Raw genomic sequence first — 16568 nt, forward strand, 5'->3', positions numbered from 1 at the left:
GAGGGCCCACGGTGGCGGACACGTCGGACACCAGAACCCCGGCGCAGATCGAGGCGGACATCAAGCGCCGCCGCGATGTGCTGGCCGAGACGCTGGACGAGATCGGGGTGCGGGTGCATCCGAAGACCATCGTCGGCGATGCGAAGGCCAAGGTCGCGGCCAACGTCGATCACACGCTCGGACGGGCCTACGTCCAGGTCAACCGGGTGGTGAGCGATGTGCGGGCCCAGTTCGTGGACGAGGACGGCGCGCCCCGCCTGGAGCGGGTCGTGCCGGTCGCGCTCGTGGCCGTGGGTGTGGTCGGGCTGCTCGTGTTCGGTAACCGGCGGCGTAAGAGCTGAGCAGAGGCAGGTAGGTTCAAAGGCGTGAGCGCCAACAGAAACGACACCCATCACGACAAGCTGCCCATCCGCATGCTGCACGACCGGGTGCTGGTCAAGCAGGACACCGGCGAGGGTGAGCGGCGGTCGGGCGGTGGGATTCTCATCCCTGCCACGGCGGCCGTCGGGCGCCGGCTGGCCTGGGCCGAGGTGGTCGCGGTCGGGCAGAACGTGCGGACGGTGGAGCCGGGTGACCGGGTGCTGTACGACCCGGAGGACCGTGCCGAGGTCGAGGTGCGCGGGGTGCCCTATGTGCTGATGCGTGAGCGCGACCTGCACGCGGTGGCCGCCGACCGGTTCGAGGGCTCGGAGGACTCGACCGGCCTGTATCTGTGATTCAGTGACCGAAAGGGGCCTGGTGACTGCGGTCACCAGGCCCCTTTGTCGTTCCTTTGCTATGTTCGAAGGAGCCAGCCCGACGAGACGCGCCGTACCGGGACCGTGAAGGCAAAGACGACGCACCCCGTTCAGTGAACGTCTCGGAGGTGCCTGTCATGGCCTGGGTTCTGCTTGTCGTCGCCGGTCTGCTCGAGGTCGGCTGGTCGGTCGGAATGAAGTACACCGACGGGTTCACCCGGCTCGTGCCCAGTCTGCTCACCGGCGGTGGGATCGTCGCCAGCATGCTGCTGCTCTCGTACGCCGCCCGGACCCTGCCCATCGGTACCGCGTACGGCGTCTGGGTGGGGATCGGGGCGGCCGGGGCGGCGGTGTTCGGGATGCTGGTACTGGGGGAGCCGACCACCGCCGCGCGGATCTTCTTCGTGTGCCTGCTGCTGGTCGCCGTGGTGGGACTCAAGGCGACCAGCGGTCACTGACCGGGCGAGAACCGGCGCCGGACCGGTTACTGGAGTCCGAAGCCGCCGCCGTCGTCGCCCGCTGTCGTCCCGGTCGTGTCGCCGCCGTCGGTGGTCCCGTTCGTCGTCCCGGTGGTGGTGCCGCCGTCGGTGGTCCCGTTCGTCGTCCCGGTGGTGGTGCCGCCGTCGGTGGTCCCGGAGTCCGTGCCGGAGGTCGTCGTGCCGGACGTGGTCGAGCCGTCGGTGGTGGAGCCGTCCGTGGTGGACCCGTCGGTGGTGCCCGCGGTGGTGGAGCCGTCCGTGGTGCCGCCGTTGTCCTGGCCGCCGTCGGTGGTTCCGCCGTTGTCCTGGTTCCCGCCGGTGGTGCCGCCGTTGTCCTGGCCGCCGGTGCCCGGGGTGGCCGGGTTCTGGGTGGCGGGGGCCACGGTCTCGGCGCCGGGCTGGAGGTCGAGGTCGAAGGCGGAGGCCACGACGCCCTTGAGGGCGGCCTTGGTGTACTGCGCCCAGATCTCGGTCGGGGCCCCGCCGCCGTTGATGCGTTGCAGGCCGAGCGCGCCGTAGAGCGACTTGTGGCCGGCCGTGACCGGGTCCTGGCCCATCACGGAGACGACGGTGGCGAGGTCGGGGGTGTAGCCCGCGAACCAGGCGGCGGTGTCCTCCTCGGCGGTGCCGGTCTTGCCGGCCGCGGGGCGGCCCGCGGCCTGGGCGGCGGTGGCGGTGCCGTTGTCGACCACGCTCTGCAGGATCGAGGTGGTGGTGTCGGCGGCCTGTCGGCTGACGGCCTGCTTGGTCACCGACCGCGGCAGCTTGATCTCCTGCGTGCTGTCCTTGGTGACCTTCTCGACCATCGAGTACGTGCCGTGCTTGCCGTGGTTGGCGAGCGTGGCGTACGCCTCCGCCATGTCCAGGACGCTGGCGGTGGCGGTGCCGAGGGCGATGGACGGGTACGGCTGGAGGTCCTTGGTGTCGGAGGGGATGCCCAGGTCCACGGCGGTCTGCTTGACCTTGGACGGGCCGACGTCGACGGCCATCTGCGCGTACACCGCGTTCACCGACAGGTCGGTGGCCTTGCGGACGGTGATCTGGCCGTACGACTTCTCGTCCTCGTTCTCCGGCGCGTAGCTGCCACCGGGCCAGCCCTGGACGGCGCGCTTGTTGGTGCCGTCGTAGTAGGTGTTCGGGGTGATGGTCTGGCCGGACTGGGTGGTGGAGGCGTTGTCGACGGCGGAGGCGAAGACGAACGGCTTGAAGGTGGAGCCGACCTGGAAGTCACCGCGGGTCGCGCCGTTGGTGTACTGCTTCACGTAGTCGATGCCGCCGTACATGGCGACGACCTTGCCGGTCTTCGGGTCGACCGAGGCGCCGCCGGCGCGCACGTAGTTGTCGGCCTTGTTGTTCTTCTTGTCCAGCTGGGAGATCAGCTTGTCGTCGACCGCCTTGACGAAGGCGTTCTGCTTGTCCTTCTCGATGGTGGTGGTGATGCGGTAGCCGCCGGCCTCGAGGGAGTCGGCGTCGACGATCTTGTTCTTGATCAGGTAGCTCTTGACGGCCTCGACGAGGTAGCCGCGCTGCCCGGACATGCCGGTGGAGGCGGTCTGCTCCTTGGGCATCGGGAACTTCATGCCGGCCCGCTTCGACTCGCTGAGCCAGCCCTTCTTGACCATGCCGTCCAGGACGTAGTTCCAGCGGGCGACGGCCGCCGCCTTGTTCTCGGGGTGGGCGACGACGTCGTACTCGCTGGGCGCGTTGACGAGGGCCGCGAGGTAGGCGGCGCGGGCCGGGTCGAGGTCGGTGGCGTCCTTGCCGTAGTAGGCCTGGGCGGCGGCCTGGATGCCGTAGGCGTTGCGGCCGAAGTAGCTGGTGTTGAGGTAGCCCTCCAGGATCTCGTCCTTGGACTCGGAGCGGTCCAGTTTGATCGAGATGAAGAACTCCTTCACCTTTCGGGTGACGGTCTGCTCCTGTGCGAGGTAGTAGTTCTTCACGTACTGCTGGGTGATCGTCGAGCCGGACTGGGTGCCCTTTCCGGTCGCGGTGTTCCAGGCGGCCCGCAGCATCGCTTTGGGGTCGACGGCGGACTCGGTGTAGAAGTCGCGGTCCTCGGCGGCGAGCACGGCGTGCTGGGCGTCCTTGGAGACCTGGGCGAGGGTCACGTTCTCCCGGTTGACCTCGCCGTCCCGGGCCAGCTGGGAGCCGTCGGCGTACAGGTAGACGTTGGACTGCTTGGTGGCGAACGTGTTGGCCGTCGGGATCTTCACCATCGAGTAGCCGAGGAAGAACAGGCCGATCAGCAGGAGTATCCCGATCACGAAGGTGCCGAGCAGCATGCGCCAGGTGGGGAGGATCCGCCGCCATCCGGTCCGCTTGGGCCGCTTCATCTTCTTCTCGCCCCCCTTCGTCTCCTGGACCGCCGTCGGCGGTTCTGTCGGGCCTTCGCCGCTCTGGTTCGGCTGGTGCGGCTGCGGCTCGTCGCTCATGGTGTGCGCGGACTCCTGTGGTGCGGTGCGTCGTACGTCCCGGCGGGCCGGTACGTCTTCGGCGCTAACGGCGCCTTCGTTACGGGAGGCTACTCATGCCTCCTTTGATGAAGACTGTCCCATCCGTCGATCAGTTCCCTGAACACGGCACGCATCGGGGTCGCCGAAACGTGTCAGGTGCGGGGACGGGGGTCGTGCGGACGAACTGGTAGGCGTGGTAGCGGAGTTCGACTCCGGATCCTGGGTCTGTGAGCTCGGGCACTGTCCTTTCGGGGCCGGAAAACGGAAGGCGCGGCGACCTCTCCTCCGCATAGGCTGCTGCGCTTCGGGCCGGCGGGTGGAGGAGGGCTGTGGCGTGGGCGCGGGACGGTTGTACCTCGCCGTAGCGGCGGGGGGTTTCCGACGGTATGCGACATACCGGGCGGCCACCGCCGCCGGGGTGTTCACCAACACCGCCTTCGGGATCATTCTCGTGTACACGTACCTGGCGCTGTGGGACGAGAAACCGCACCTCGGAGGCTATGACCAGGCGCAGGCGGTCACCTATGTGTGGCTCGGGCAGTGCCTGTACGCGACGCTCGCCATCCAGGGCGGAGGCGTGGAGAAAGACCTGATGGAGCGTATCCGTACGGGTGAGATCGCGATCGACCTGTACCGTCCGGCCGATCTCCAGCTGTGGTGGCTGGCGACGGACGTGGGCCGGTCGCTGTTCCAGATGCTGGGCCGCGGCGTGATCCCCTTCGCCTTCGGGGCGCTGTTCTTCCCGATGGCCCTGCCGACGGACGTGGCGACCTGGGCGGCCTTCGCCGTCGCCCTGTTCCTGGCCATGCTCGTCAGCTTCGGCATCCGCTACCTGGCCGCGCTGAGCGTGTTCTGGCTGATGGACGGCATGGGCGTGAACCAGGCCCTGATGGTCCTGGGGATCTTCTGCTCGGGCATGACCCTGCCGCTGAACGTCTTCCCGGGCGCCCTCGGTGACGTCGTGCGGGCCCTGCCGTGGGCGGCGCAGCTCCAGGTGCCGGCGGACGTCCTGCTGGGGGAGACCGCCCCGCTGGGCGCGTACGCCTTTCAGGCGGCGTGGGCGGTGGCGCTGCTGACGGCGGGACGGCTGGTCCAGACGGCGGCGACCCGGCGGGTGGTGGTGCAGGGTGGCTGAGCAGCGGGTCCTGGCCGGGCGGCGGGCGTCGCGGCCGGCGGAGGGCGTGCGGGCGTACCGGCTGATCGCCGGGATGTGGATCCGCTCCTCCCTGACCTACCGCACGTCCTTCGTCATCACGATGTTCGGCAACCTGACGGTGACCGGGCTGGACTTCGCCACGATCCTGCTGATGTTCACGCAGGTCGACCGGCTCGGCGGCTGGACCATGCCCGAGGTGGCCTTCCTGTACGGGCTGTCCACGACGGCGTTCGGCTTCGCCGACCTGGTCTTCGGTTCGATGGACGTGCTGGGCACCCGGATCCGTGACGGCTCCTTCGACACCCTGCTGGTGCGGCCGGCTCCGGTGCTCGCCCAGCTCGGCGCGGACCGCTTCGCGCTGCGCCGCCTCGGCCGGGTCGTGCAGGGCGGGCTGGTGCTGGGGTACGCGCTGTCCGCCGTGGACGTCGAGTGGACGGCGGCGAAGGTGCTGCTGGTGCCGGTGACCGTGGTGAGCGGCGCGGTGATCTTCTGTGCGCTGTTCCTGGCGGGCGCGACCTTCCAGTTCGTGGCACAGGACGCGGCCGAGGTGCAGAACGCGTTCACCTACGGCGGTACGACGCTGCTGCAGTACCCGCCGACGGTGTTCGGGCGTGACTTCGTGCGCGGGGTGACGTTCCTGCTGCCGCTGGCCTTCGTCAACTGGGTGCCGGCCGCGTATGTGCTGGGGCGGCCGTATCCGCTGCGGCTCCCGGAGTGGACGGCGTGGTCTCCGCCGCTGGTGGCGGTGGTGTGCTGCGCGCTGGCGGGCCTGGCGTGGCGGGCGGGGCTCAGGTCGTATCGGAGCACGGGGAGTTGAACGGAGCACGGGGAGTCGGACGGAGCACGGGAGTTGACGGTGTTCATTGAAGTGGACCGGGTGGAGAAGGTCTTCGAGGTCCGGCGCAAGACCGGCTTCCTGAAACGGGAGCGCCGGCAGGTACGGGCGGTGGACGCGCTCTCCTTCACGGTGGAGCGCGGCGAGATGGTCGGCTACATCGGCCCGAACGGCGCCGGGAAGTCGACGACGATCAAGATGCTGACGGGGATCCTGACGCCGAGCGGCGGCCGGCTGCGGGTGGCGGGCATCGACCCGTCGCGCGAGCGCACGAAACTGGCCCACCGCATCGGTGTCGTCTTCGGCCAGCGCACCACGCTGTGGTGGGACCTTCCGCTGATCGACTCCTACCGGCTGATGCACCGCATGTACCGCATCCCCGACGCGCGGTACCGGGAGAACCTGGACCGGCTGGTCGAACTCCTCTCCCTGGAGAGCCTGTTGGACGTTCCGGTGCGGCAGCTCTCGCTCGGCCAGCGGATGCGCGGCGACATCGTGGCGGCACTGCTGCACGACCCGGAGGTGCTGTACCTGGACGAGCCGACGATCGGCCTGGACGTCATCTCCAAGGCCAAGGTCCGCGACTTCCTGCGGGAGCTGAACACCGAGCGCGGCACCACGGTCCTGCTGACCACCCACGACCTCCAGGACATCGAGCAGTTGTGCTCGCGCGTGATGGTCATCGACCACGGGCGGCTGGTGTACGACGGTCCGCTCGCCGGTCTGCACGAGGCGGGGGAGAGCGAACGGACCCTGGTGGTGGACCTGGAGCGGGAGCTGCCGCCGGTCGAGACGGGCGGGTCGGCGCGGGTGGTGAAGGTGGAGGGACCACGGCAGTGGCTGGCGTTCCCGGCGTCGGAGTCGGCGGCGCCGCTGGTGGCGCGGATCGCGGCGGAGTATCCCTTGGTGGACCTCTCCGTCCGGGAACCGGACATCGAGACGGTGATCGCGAAGATGCTGGGTTCCCTGGAGACGCCGAGTACCTCCGTCGGGGTGCACGACGCCATAGTGCCGGGCGACCGGAACTCGTAGTCTGCACTCATGACCGACGATGCCGCGGAGCTGCGTGCCTCCGACGCCGATCGCGAACGAGTCGCCGAGGTCCTCAGGGACGCCCTCGCGGAGGGGCGGCTCGACATGGAGGAGTTCGAGGAGCGGCTGGAGGCGACGTACAAGGCCCGTACGTACGGTGAGCTGACGCCGATCACGAGGGACCTGCCCGCGGCGGCCGGTTCGCCGTCGGTGTCCCCGGCGGTCTCGCTGAACAAGCCGCCCGCGGAGAGCGGCGGTTGGGGCGGCCGGATAGTCGGCGGCGAGGGCTCGTCCTCCTGGGCGGTGGCCGTGATGTCCGGCTTCCAGCGCAAGGGCCGCTGGACGGCACCCAAACGCTTCAACAGCCTCGTGTTCTGGGGCGGTGGCGAGATCGACCTGCGCGAGGCGAACTTCGCGGACCGCGAGATCGAGATCAACTGCGTCGCGATCATGGGCGGGATGAGCGTGATCGTGCCGCCGGGTGTCGAGGTCGTGATGCGCGGCATCGGCATCATGGGCGGCTTCGACCACCGCGAGGAGGGCACCCCGCCGGACCCGGCCGCACCGCGGGTGATCGTGACCGGCTTCGCCTTCTGGGGCGGTGTCCAGGTGGAACACAAGGTCACCAGGGCGGAACGGCAACGCCTCAAGGAAGAACGCCGCCAGGAGAAACTGGACCGCAGAACCTCCCGCCACGAACTCCACGCGGCCCGCCGCGAGTTGCGCGAGGAGCGCAGGACCGAACGAGAAGAGCGCCGCGAGGACCGGAGCCGCCGGAGGCACGGCCACTACTGAGCGACGGCGGGGCAGCCCACCTGGGGGCGCGGGGAACTGCGCGATCGGCCCCCACCGGCCCGCGGGGAACCACCGGCCGCCACCCGTCCGCCCGGTGAACCCCCGGCGGGTCCGGCACCGCCGGGTACCGCCGTCGTGGCTGGTCGCCGTTGCGGCGGGATGGGTGTGAGCCGGAGTGTCTGTGGGCTCGGGTGGCTGTGCGGGACGCTCCCTCACAGTTCCGTCGAGCCGCCGCCCCTCAAGTCGGTCAGGGCGAACGTGTCGGCCATCTTCGCGAAGCCGCTGTCGTTCGGGTGGAGGTGGTCGCCGGAGTCGTAGTAGGGGCGGAGGCGGTTCGGCGCGTAGGGGTCCCGCAGCGCCTTGTCGAAGTCGGTCACCGCGTCGTACACGCGCCCCGCCCGGATCCGCTCGTTGATCTCCTGGCGAACCGTTTCCCTCGCCGGCGACCAGCCACGGTGGCCCTGGAAGGGCATCAGCGTCGCCCCCACCACCTTGAGCCCGCGCGCGTGCGCCGCGCGGACCAGCCCGCGCAGCCCGGCGACGACCGCGTCGGGGTCGGCCGGCCGACGGTTGCGCAGGATGTCGTTGATCCCGAGATCGATGACGACGACCTTGACGTTCGGACGGGACAGCACGTCACGGGCGAAGCGCCCGACACCGCTCTCGTTCTCCGCGGGCCGCCCGAGCCCGTCCGTGAGGACCTGGTTGCCGCTGATCCCCTCGTTGACCACGCTGTAGTGCGGCAGGTCGGAGCCTCCCGCCACGGCCCGCCGCAGCCGCCCCGCCAGCACGTCCGGCCAGCGCCGGTTCGCCCCCGGCGTCGAGGTGATTCCGTCGGTCAGCGAGTCCCCGAACACCACGACCGTGCCCTCGGAGTCGTCGCTCAGCACGTCCAGCGCGGTGAGATACCGCCAGTACGGCGTCTGCCCGGTGTACGCGGCCGCGTCCGCGTCCTGCGTACGGTCGCCGTCCGCGACGTAGGACACCTGACGGGCCCGCGGGTGGTAGGTCACCGGCCCGGACGGCGTCGGGGAGTACGTCGTGACCAGCACGTCCGCCCCCCGCGGCACCCGGATCGCCACCGGGTCGCCGACCACCTGCCCGCCCGCCGGTACGACGACGGACCCGGAGCCGCCGAAGGTGAGCCGCCGCATCGTCCCGGCGTCGGCCGCCGCCGTGTCGTGGCCGGCCGCGAGGGCGATCGAGGCGTGGGCGATGGTGAGCGCCGACTGGCCGTACAGGTTCGAGAGCGTGATCCGGGCGCTGGTGCCGGCCGCGGTCGTGTGCACGACGTTGCGCACCGACCGGCCCGCCAGCCCCTCCGCCTCGGTGCCCGGTTCGCCGCCCACCGGGGACGCCGACCAGGCGCCGACCCAGTTACCGGCCGATGCGGGCGCCGCCGAGGCGCCGTGGTGGCGGCCCCCGCCGCCCGTGCCGGCGGCGCTCCGGGACGAACCGTCGGCGGCGACGCCGGCGTAGAGGGCGGCGGACAGCGCCACGATCAGCGCGACGACCGCGCTGAGCAGGGCGTAACCGTGGTGACGCCGGGTCATGCGTGTTCAGTTCTCCTCGAACGACGGGCAGGCCTCTGACGGGCGGGCCTGCCGGAGTTTTCCGAAGAGACAGACGGTGGGAACTCTTGTTCCGTTCCAGGAGTAGGTCAGGAAGGGACAATATGTGCGGGATCACCATGAGGGTGAGACCGGCTGCGAACGGGTGGAGCAGATGGAGGAACGTACGGAAACGCCGGACACCGACGGCCGGGCGGACGGCCGGGCTGAGGGCCGGGTGGGGAGCACCCCGTCCTACAAGTCCATGAACGCCTTCACGCCCGCCGACGAGGAGCGCCAGCGCGGCGTACGGCGCATGAAGACCACGGCGACCGGCCTGCTGCTGCTCGTCGCCCTGGTGTACGTGCTGGCCAAGTGGGCGTCCGGCGCGGGCGCCGGTTCCTGGGCGGACTACGTGGCCGCGGCGGCCGAGGCGGGCATGGTCGGCGCGCTCGCCGACTGGTTCGCGGTGACCGCCCTGTTCCGGCACCCGCTCGGCCTGCCCATCCCGCACACCGCGATCATCCCGACCAAGAAGGACCAGCTGGGCGTCTCGCTGGGCGAGTTCGTCGGCGAGAACTTCCTCTCCCAGGACGTCGTACGACAGCGGTTGCACGCCGTCGGCATCGCCGGCCGGCTCGGCGCGTGGCTGGCGGAGCCGAAGAACGCCGACCGGGTGACGGCGGAGCTGGCGACCGCACTGCGCGGCGCCCTGACCGTGCTGCGCGACTCCGACGTGCAGGCCGTGGTCGGCGAGGCCATCACCCGGCGGGCCGACGCCCAGGAGATCGCCCCCGGCATCGGCAAGATGCTGGACCGGGTCGTCGCCGACGGCGGTCACCGGAGGGTCGTGGACCTGGTCGTCAGCCGGGCGTACGACTGGCTGGTGCAGCACGGGGACTCCGTGATGGACGCCGTGCAGGGCGGGGCGCCGGGCTGGACGCCCCGCTTCGTGGACCGGCGGGTCGGCGACCGCGTCTACAAGGAACTGCTGCGCTTCTGCGCCGAGATGCGGGACATGCCGTCGCACCCGGCGCGCGGCGCCCTCGACCGCTTCCTCTCCGACTTCGCGAACGACCTCCAGTCCGACACCGACACCCGGGCCCGGGTCGAGCGGCTCAAGGGCGAGGTCCTGGGCCGGGGCGAGGTGCAGGACCTGATCGCGTCCGCCTGGACGTCCGTACGGTCCATGATCGTCTCGGCGGCCGAGGACGAGCGCAGCGAGCTGCGGCTGCGCGTCCGCGCCTCCCTGATCTCCCTGGGGGCCCGGATGGCCGGCGAGCCGAAGGTCCAGGACAAGGTCGACAGCTGGGTCGAGGGCGCGGCCGTGCACGTCGTGTCGACCTACCGCAAGGAGATCACCTCCCTGATCACCGACACCGTGGCGGGCTGGGACGCCGAGCACACCACCCGGAAGATCGAGGCGCACATCGGTCGCGACCTGCAGTTCATCCGGATCAATGGCACGGTGGTGGGGTCGCTGGCCGGAGTGCTGATCTTCACGGTGTCGCGGGCGCTGGGCGCGTAGGGCGCTTCGATCGCCCGGAGCGGGGCACCCGGTCGGGGGTTTCGGTTCTCTCGCCGGCCGAGGAGGCGCGGATGGCTACGGGTGCGGACGTGGGCGTGGACGGAGTGGACGGCGGTCACGGCCGCGGCCGGACGATCACCTCCCGGATCCCGGCCCGCCTGGACCGCCTACCCTGGTCCCGCTGGCACTGGACGATCGTCATCGGCCTCGGCACGGTCTGGATCCTGGACGGACTCGAGGTCACGGTCGTAGGCAATATCGCGAGCCGCCTGTCGGAGCCGGGCAGCGGGCTCGCGATCTCGTCGTCCCAGGTCACCGGCACGGCGGCCGCGCTGTACGTGGCCGGCGCCTGCGTCGGAGCCCTCTTCTGGGGCCGCCTGACCGACCGCCACGGCCGTAAGAAGCTCTTCATGATCACCCTGGCGGTCTATCTGGCCGCCACCGCCCTGACCTCGATCTCCTTCGCTCCCTGGTGGTTCTTCACCTTCCGCTTCCTGACCGGCTTCGGCATCGGCGGCGAGTACGCGGCGATCAACTCCGCGATCGACGAACTGATCCCGGCGTACTACCGGGGCCGCGTCGACCTGATCATCAACGGCAGTTTCTGGGTGGGCGCGGTCGGCGGCTCGCTGCTCTCGATCGTCGCGCTGAACACGGACTTCCTGGCGAAGGACGTGGGCTGGCGCCTGACCTTCGCGCTGGGGGTGGTCCTCGGCCTGGTCATCCTGCTGGTACGACGCAACGTCCCGGAGAGCCCGCGCTGGCTGCTGATCCACGGCAGGGAGCAGGAGGCGGAGGAGATCGTCTCCTCGATCGAGGGCCGGGTGGAGGCCGAGAAGGGCGAGCCGCTCCCCGAACCGGCGAGCGAGCTGGTGATCCACCAGCGCTCCGGCGTCACCTTCCGCGAGATCGCCCGCACGGTCTTCCACGACTACCGCCGCCGGGCCGTCCTCGGCTTCTCCCTCTTCATCGGCCAGGCGTTCCTCTACAACGCGATCACCTTCGGCTTCGGCGCGATCCTCACGAAGTTCTTCGACGTGCCGACCGGCGACACGGGTTACTACTTCGTGGTCATCGCGGTCGGCAACTTCCTGGGCCCCCTGCTGCTGGGCAAGCTCTTCGACACGGTGGGCAGGCGGGTGATGATCTCGTCGACGTACCTCCTTTCCGGGGTGCTGCTGTTCCTCACGGCGTGGCTGTTCGGCCAGGGCGTGCTCACGGCGGGCACGCTGACGGCGTGCTGGTGCGCGGTGCTGTTCTTCGCGTCGGCGGGAGCGTCCAGCGCGTATCTGACGGTGTCCGAGATCTTCCCGATGGAGACGAGGGCGATGTCGATCGCCTTCTTCTACGCGCTGGGCACGGCGGCGGGCGGCATCAGCGGCCCGCTCCTCTTCGCCGACCTGACAGGGACGGGCAAGGTGGCCGACACGGTCCTGGCCTTCCAGATCGGCGCGGGCCTGATGTGCGCGGCGGGGCTGGTGGCGGTGTTGTGCGCGGTGAACGCGGAGCGGCGGTCGCTGGAGGACATCGCCACCCCGCTGACGGCGGCGCCGCCGGGCGGGGCGGCGAACGCCTCCGCGTAGGGGTAGGGGGGCGGGGGCTTCGGCCGCCCAGTGACACGGCAGGGGTTTCGGCCGCCCAGTGACAGGGCTGCGCGGCCCAAGGCGCGCTCAGCGGCCCAGTGACACCGCCGCCGCCAGGAAGGCGGCGCCCCCGCACACGGTCAGGGCCCAGCCCGCACAGCGTGCCCGCAGCCCGCGGTACCGCCGCTCGTACTCGCCCCGCAGGGAGACACACCGGGCGGCGATCCGTTCGAGGTCCTGCCGGGCGCGCTTGAGACTGTCCTCGACGTAGTGGCGTTCGACCTCGTCACGCTGGGACGTGGTCAGCCAGTCCAGGTGCCCGGTGAACTCCCGGGCCCGCTGTTCGGCCTCCGCGACCCTGGCCTGCCACAGCAGGTAACCCTCCACCTCGTTGGCGAGGTCACCGCCGGCCTGCTGCTGCGGTCTGCCGCCCACCCGGTGTTCCGCATCGGTCATGAGTGGACGCCGTGGGCCTCGGCCTCGGCCAGGGCGATGTCGGGGTGGTGCAGGTCGAACGCCGGGGACTCGCTGCGGATCCGCGGCAGGGTGACGAAGTTGTGCCGCGGCGGCGGGCAGGAGGTCGCCCACTCCAGCGAACGGCCGTAGCCCCACGGGTCGTCGACGCCGACCGGCTTGCCGTACCTGGCCGTCTTCCACACGTTGTAGAGGAACGGCAGGATCGACAGGCCGAGCAGGAACGAACCGATGGACGACACCGTGTTGAGGGCGGTGAAGCCGTCGGCCGCCAGGTAGTCGGCGTAACGGCGTGGCATGCCCTCGGCGCCCAGCCAGTGCTGGACCAGGAAGGTGCCGTGGAAGCCGATGAACAGCGTCCAGAAGGTGATCTTGCCGAGCCGCTCGTCGAGCATCTTGCCCGTCATCTTCGGCCACCAGAAGTGGAAGCCGGAGAACATCGCGAAGACGACCGTACCGAAGACCACGTAGTGGAAGTGGGCCACCACGAAGTACGAGTCGGAGACGTGGAAGTCCATCGGCGGCGAGGCCAGGATGACACCGGTCAGACCACCGAACAGGAACGTCACGAGGAAGCCCGTCGCCCACAGCATCGGCGTCTCGAAGGACACCGAGCCCTTCCACATGGTGCCGATCCAGTTGAAGAACTTCACGCCGGTCGGGACCGCGATCAGGAAGGTCATGAAGGAGAAGAACGGCAGCAGCACACCGCCGGTGACGTACATGTGGTGGGCCCACACCGTCACGGACAGACCGGCGATCGCGATGGTCGCCGCGACCAGGCCCATGTAGCCGAAGACCGGCTTTCGGGAGAAGACCGGGAGCACCTCGGTCACGATGCCGAAGAACGGCAGCGCGATGATGTACACCTCCGGGTGGCCGAAGAACCAGAAGAGGTGCTGCCAGAGCAGGGCTCCGCCGTTCGCGGCATCGAAGACATGGGCGCCGAACTTGCGGTCCGCCTCCAGCGCGAACAGCGCGGCGGCGAGGACGGGGAAGGCGAAGAGGACCAGGACGGCGGTCAGCAGCACGTTCCACACGAAGATCGGCATCCGGAACATGGTCATGCCGGGGGCGCGCATGCAGATGATCGTGGTGATGAAGTTGACCGCGCCGAGGATGGTGCCGAAGCCGGAGAAGGCCAGACCCATGATCCACATGTCGGAACCGAGGCCAGGCGAGCGGACCACGTCCGACAGCGGCGAGTAGGCGAACCAGCCGAAGTCGGCCGCGCCCTGCGGAGTGAGGAAGCCGCCGACCGCGATGGTCGAGCCGAACAGGTAGAGCCAGTAGGCGAACATGTTCAGCCGCGGGAAGGCGACGTCCGGCGCACCGATCTGGAGCGGCATGATCCAGTTCGTGAAGCCCGCGAACAGCGGCGTCGCGAACATCAGCAGCATGATCGTGCCGTGCATCGTGAACGCCTGGTTGAACTGCTCGTTCGAGACGATCTGCAGACCCGGCCGGGCGAGTTCGGCGCGCATGAGCAGCGCCATCACGCCGCCGATCAGGAAGAACGCGAACGACGTGAGCAGATACAGCGTGCCGATGGTCTTGTGGTCGGTGGTGGTGAGCCACTTGATGACCACGTTGCCGGGCTGCCGGCCTCGCAGGGGCACCTCGCTGTCGTAGTGGGGGACGGCGGAGGGCTCGGGGTCGTTGACAACGGTCACCGGTGTGTGTCTCCAGACGCTCGCGGTTCGCCCGCACCATGGCGTGATCCTCCGGCCATCCTGGCGGCTCCGGGCCGGGAGAGAAGCCCCGAGCCGCCCGCATACGGCCGAACGCGTGATCAGGACCCACGGGTGGAGCAAGCCCGGCGCCCGCCCGCCCCCCGGGACGGCCGGTGCCTAGTCGGCCTCGGCGGCCGGTCCCCGGTCGGCCCGGCGCCCCCGCCTGCGCAGCAGGAGCAGTCCGCCCGCCAGCGCGGTGATCCCCGTGGCCGCGGTCCACCCGACGACATCACCGGACCCGGTGGCGGCGAGGTCGTCGCCCTTGCCCATGGCCGACGGGGCGGACGAGGCCGACGCCGGAGCGGACGCGGAGGACAAGACCGACGCCGGAGCGGACGCGGAGGGCGATACCGATGCCGGTGCCGTCGGACTCGGGGACGAAGTCGTACCCCCTGCAGCCTGCGCCCGGTCCCGCGTGAACGTCAGAGTCCCGAAGCCCAGTTGGTCGTACCCCCCGCTGTTCGGCCCGTAGTCCCCGCCGCCGCCCTCCGGCGCGGCCTTCGCCGCGATCCGGGTGACGTACGTCGCCGGCATGGACCGCCGCTTGGTGTAGTGGTTGGCGATCATCGCCCAGACGGGGCGGGTCATCGCCGGGTCCACCCCGGCCGCCGCGGTCGCCGTCTCGGTGCCCGACCAGCCGCCGACCGCCCCCTTCCTACGGGTGTTCGCGGTGTACGGCACCTGCCCGCCCATGCTCCACTTGGCCACGTACTGCGCCCCCTTGAGGAACCGGCTGTCGTCGTAGCCGTACAGGTCGATGCCCTGGTTCCAGGCCATCTCGCAGAACGTGCCCATCAGGCCCACCCCGAGGAGCGCGTGGCCCTGGTCGCGCCCCGCCTCAAGCCACTCGCCGAGCCCGCCGTCCGCCTCCTCGCCGTACACGACGGGAATGGCGTTCCTGATCGCCCCGAGCCCGTCGCCGTGCTTGAAGTAGTCGACCGCGCGGGCGACCTGGGCCCGGTCGTCGCAGAAGATGCCGGTGGCCAGGACGCAGGCCATGGCGGCGAGGTCCCAGTTGGTCCAGTAGTTGGAGACGACGGCGCCGTTGTGCCGGACCAGGAAGTCGTCGCTGGGGGCGGCGAAGAGCTTGCTGAGCATCTCCTGGAACCGGGAGAGCTCGAAGTCCCCGTGACCGCGGACGAGTTCGGCGGCGTTGGCGAACTGGTAGCCGTACAGCCCGGCGGCCAGGAACCGGTCGGCGGACCCGTTGACCGCGGTGAGGGTGGACGACCAGGCGTTGAGGACGGCCACGGCGGTGTCGGCGTACCCGCTCTCGCCGGTCACGTGGTAGCGCAGGGCGTTCTGGTAGGCGGCGTGGATGTCGTTGTAGAGCAGCGCGTAGTTCTCCGGGGTGCCCGAGCCCCGGTAGACCACGGCCTGCGGCCGCGCCTGCCAGCCGCTCTGCGCGTGCCGGTTGGCGGTGAGCCGGGCGAACCCGGCCGTGTAGGGCGCGGCGCCCGCCCGCACCTTGGCGGCCATGCGGTCGAGATCGGTACGGGTGTGCAGCAGGCCGGGGTGGGCGAAGGCCCCGTCGGCCGCCGCGGCGGTCCGGCCCGCCGCGGTGATCCCCGTGGCGGCACCCACCGTCGCTCCCGAGGCCTTCAGCAGGCTCCGGCGGCTGATCTGTCGAGTCGTGTGCATGCCCTGGGAGACGGGCGGCAACAGCCCCGATAACAGAAACCAGGGGGGCGGATCAGGCGCCGGTCGTCGACCCCGGCCGCACGATCATCAGAACCGTCACCGCGGCCCAGAGGAGATTGAACACCCCGGTGAACATGGCGAGTCGGGCCGTCGCCCGCCGCGCCACGCCCTCCGCGCCGCCCTCCGCGCCGCCCTCGGCGGCGCCCTCCAGCAGCGCGCTCTGCCGGGGCAGTACCAGCGCGGCGAGGACGACCGCCGCGAGTGCGGTGAGCGCGATCGACGTGATCAGCCAGGCGCTGCCCAGCACATGCATATTGCTCGCGGTGGCGAACCCGAACACCGGGACGACGACACCGACGACGGCGTACACCCGGCAGATCCGGTACAGCAGTTGAAGGGTCTCGGCGGCGCGGACGTCGTCCGGTGCCTCGATGGCGCGGCGGGCGGCCGGCGGGAACATGCTGGCGGCGACGGTGACGGGACCGATCGCGACGATCGCCGCGAGGACATGGACGGCGAGGAGGAACTTGGTCACGGCCTCGACCGTAGGCGGCCGGAGGATCTTGCAGAAG

Annotated in this window: 15 protein-coding genes and 1 riboswitch; of the genes, 9 read left to right on the forward strand and 6 right to left on the reverse strand. The window is 70.4% G+C overall.

All coding sequences use genetic code 11. The features are described from left to right. Window positions 1–11: 11 nt before the first annotated feature. From ACWGJB_RS33295 to ACWGJB_RS33305, 3 genes are all read left to right on the forward strand, one after another. Window positions 12–341, forward strand: a complete 330-nt coding sequence (locus ACWGJB_RS33295; protein WP_360489424.1) for a DUF3618 domain-containing protein — start codon at window positions 12–14, stop codon at window positions 339–341. Between the two features lie 72 nt (window positions 342–413). Continuing rightward, window positions 414–716, forward strand: coding sequence for a GroES family chaperonin (locus ACWGJB_RS33300; RefSeq protein WP_453383801.1), 303 nt, complete (start codon window positions 414–416; stop codon window positions 714–716). A gap of 58 nt (window positions 717–774) precedes the next feature. Further along, window positions 775–843: riboswitch (guanidine-III (ykkC-III) riboswitch) on the forward strand. Window positions 844–874: 31 nt separating this feature from the next. Beyond that, the gene (locus ACWGJB_RS33305; RefSeq protein ID WP_360489423.1) at window positions 875–1195 is read left to right on the forward strand and encodes a DMT family transporter; all 321 of its coding nucleotides are present in this window, start codon (window positions 875–877) and stop codon (window positions 1193–1195) included. Window positions 1196–1221: 26 nt separating this feature from the next. Here the strand turns inward: ACWGJB_RS33305 and ACWGJB_RS33310 are convergent, their stop codons facing one another. Next, entirely contained in the window at window positions 1222–3648 is a 2427-nt protein-coding gene (locus ACWGJB_RS33310; protein ID WP_453383759.1) for a transglycosylase domain-containing protein, read from the reverse strand. A 355-nt stretch (window positions 3649–4003) separates the two neighbouring features. Here ACWGJB_RS33310 and ACWGJB_RS33315 point away from each other — a divergent pair, with 355 nt between their 5' ends. The 4 genes from ACWGJB_RS33315 (at window position 4004) to ACWGJB_RS33330 (ending at window position 7487) form a co-directional block, all read left to right on the forward strand. Next, window positions 4004–4804, forward strand: coding sequence for an ABC transporter permease (locus ACWGJB_RS33315; RefSeq protein WP_453383760.1), 801 nt, complete (start codon window positions 4004–4006; stop codon window positions 4802–4804). A gap of 73 nt (window positions 4805–4877) precedes the next feature. Then, window positions 4878–5642: an ABC transporter permease gene (locus ACWGJB_RS33320; protein WP_453383802.1), complete on the forward strand. Its 765-nt coding sequence runs from the start codon at window positions 4878–4880 to the stop codon at window positions 5640–5642. A 33-nt stretch (window positions 5643–5675) separates the two neighbouring features. Then, complete coding sequence (locus tag ACWGJB_RS33325) at window positions 5676–6692, forward strand: ABC transporter ATP-binding protein (protein WP_453383761.1); 1017 nt, start codon at window positions 5676–5678, stop codon at window positions 6690–6692. Between the two features lie 9 nt (window positions 6693–6701). After that, on the forward strand, window positions 6702–7487 hold the full coding sequence (locus ACWGJB_RS33330) for a DUF1707 SHOCT-like domain-containing protein (protein WP_453383762.1): 786 nt from the start codon (window positions 6702–6704) through the stop codon (window positions 7485–7487). Between the two features lie 212 nt (window positions 7488–7699). Here ACWGJB_RS33330 and ACWGJB_RS33335 read toward each other — a convergent pair whose 3' ends face one another. Further along, on the reverse strand, window positions 7700–9040 hold the full coding sequence (locus ACWGJB_RS33335; protein ID WP_453383763.1) for an SGNH/GDSL hydrolase family protein: 1341 nt from the start codon (window positions 9038–9040) through the stop codon (window positions 7700–7702). A gap of 262 nt (window positions 9041–9302) precedes the next feature. Between ACWGJB_RS33335 and ACWGJB_RS33340 the strand changes: the two genes are divergently transcribed. After that, a complete protein-coding gene (locus ACWGJB_RS33340) occupies window positions 9303–10565 on the forward strand; it encodes a DUF445 domain-containing protein (protein WP_453383803.1) in 1263 nt (420 codons plus the stop codon). A gap of 71 nt (window positions 10566–10636) precedes the next feature. Continuing rightward, window positions 10637–12148 carry an MFS transporter gene (locus ACWGJB_RS33345; protein WP_453383764.1) on the forward strand — a complete coding sequence of 504 codons (1512 nt, stop codon included), beginning with the start codon at window positions 10637–10639 and terminating at the stop codon, window positions 12146–12148. An 87-nt stretch (window positions 12149–12235) separates the two neighbouring features. On the opposite strand, the gene ACWGJB_RS33350 is transcribed toward ACWGJB_RS33345, so the two are convergent. From ACWGJB_RS33350 to ACWGJB_RS33365, 4 genes are all read right to left on the reverse strand, one after another. After that, the gene (locus ACWGJB_RS33350) at window positions 12236–12604 is read right to left on the reverse strand and encodes a cytochrome C oxidase subunit I (RefSeq protein WP_453383765.1); all 369 of its coding nucleotides are present in this window, start codon (window positions 12602–12604) and stop codon (window positions 12236–12238) included. Next, complete coding sequence (gene ctaD, locus ACWGJB_RS33355; protein WP_453383766.1) at window positions 12601–14295, reverse strand: aa3-type cytochrome oxidase subunit I; 1695 nt, start codon at window positions 14293–14295, stop codon at window positions 12601–12603. The genes ACWGJB_RS33350 and ctaD overlap by 4 nt, the downstream gene beginning before the upstream one ends. Window positions 14296–14472: 177 nt before the next feature. After that, entirely contained in the window at window positions 14473–15996 is a 1524-nt protein-coding gene (locus tag ACWGJB_RS33360) for an alginate lyase family protein (protein ID WP_453383767.1), read from the reverse strand. 52 nt (window positions 15997–16048) lie between these two features. After that, window positions 16049–16531, reverse strand: coding sequence for a DUF2269 family protein (locus ACWGJB_RS33365; protein ID WP_453383768.1), 483 nt, complete (start codon window positions 16529–16531; stop codon window positions 16049–16051). Window positions 16532–16568 lie beyond the last annotated feature (37 nt).

It is taken from the genome of Streptomyces sp. NPDC054813, from assembly GCF_053611365.1.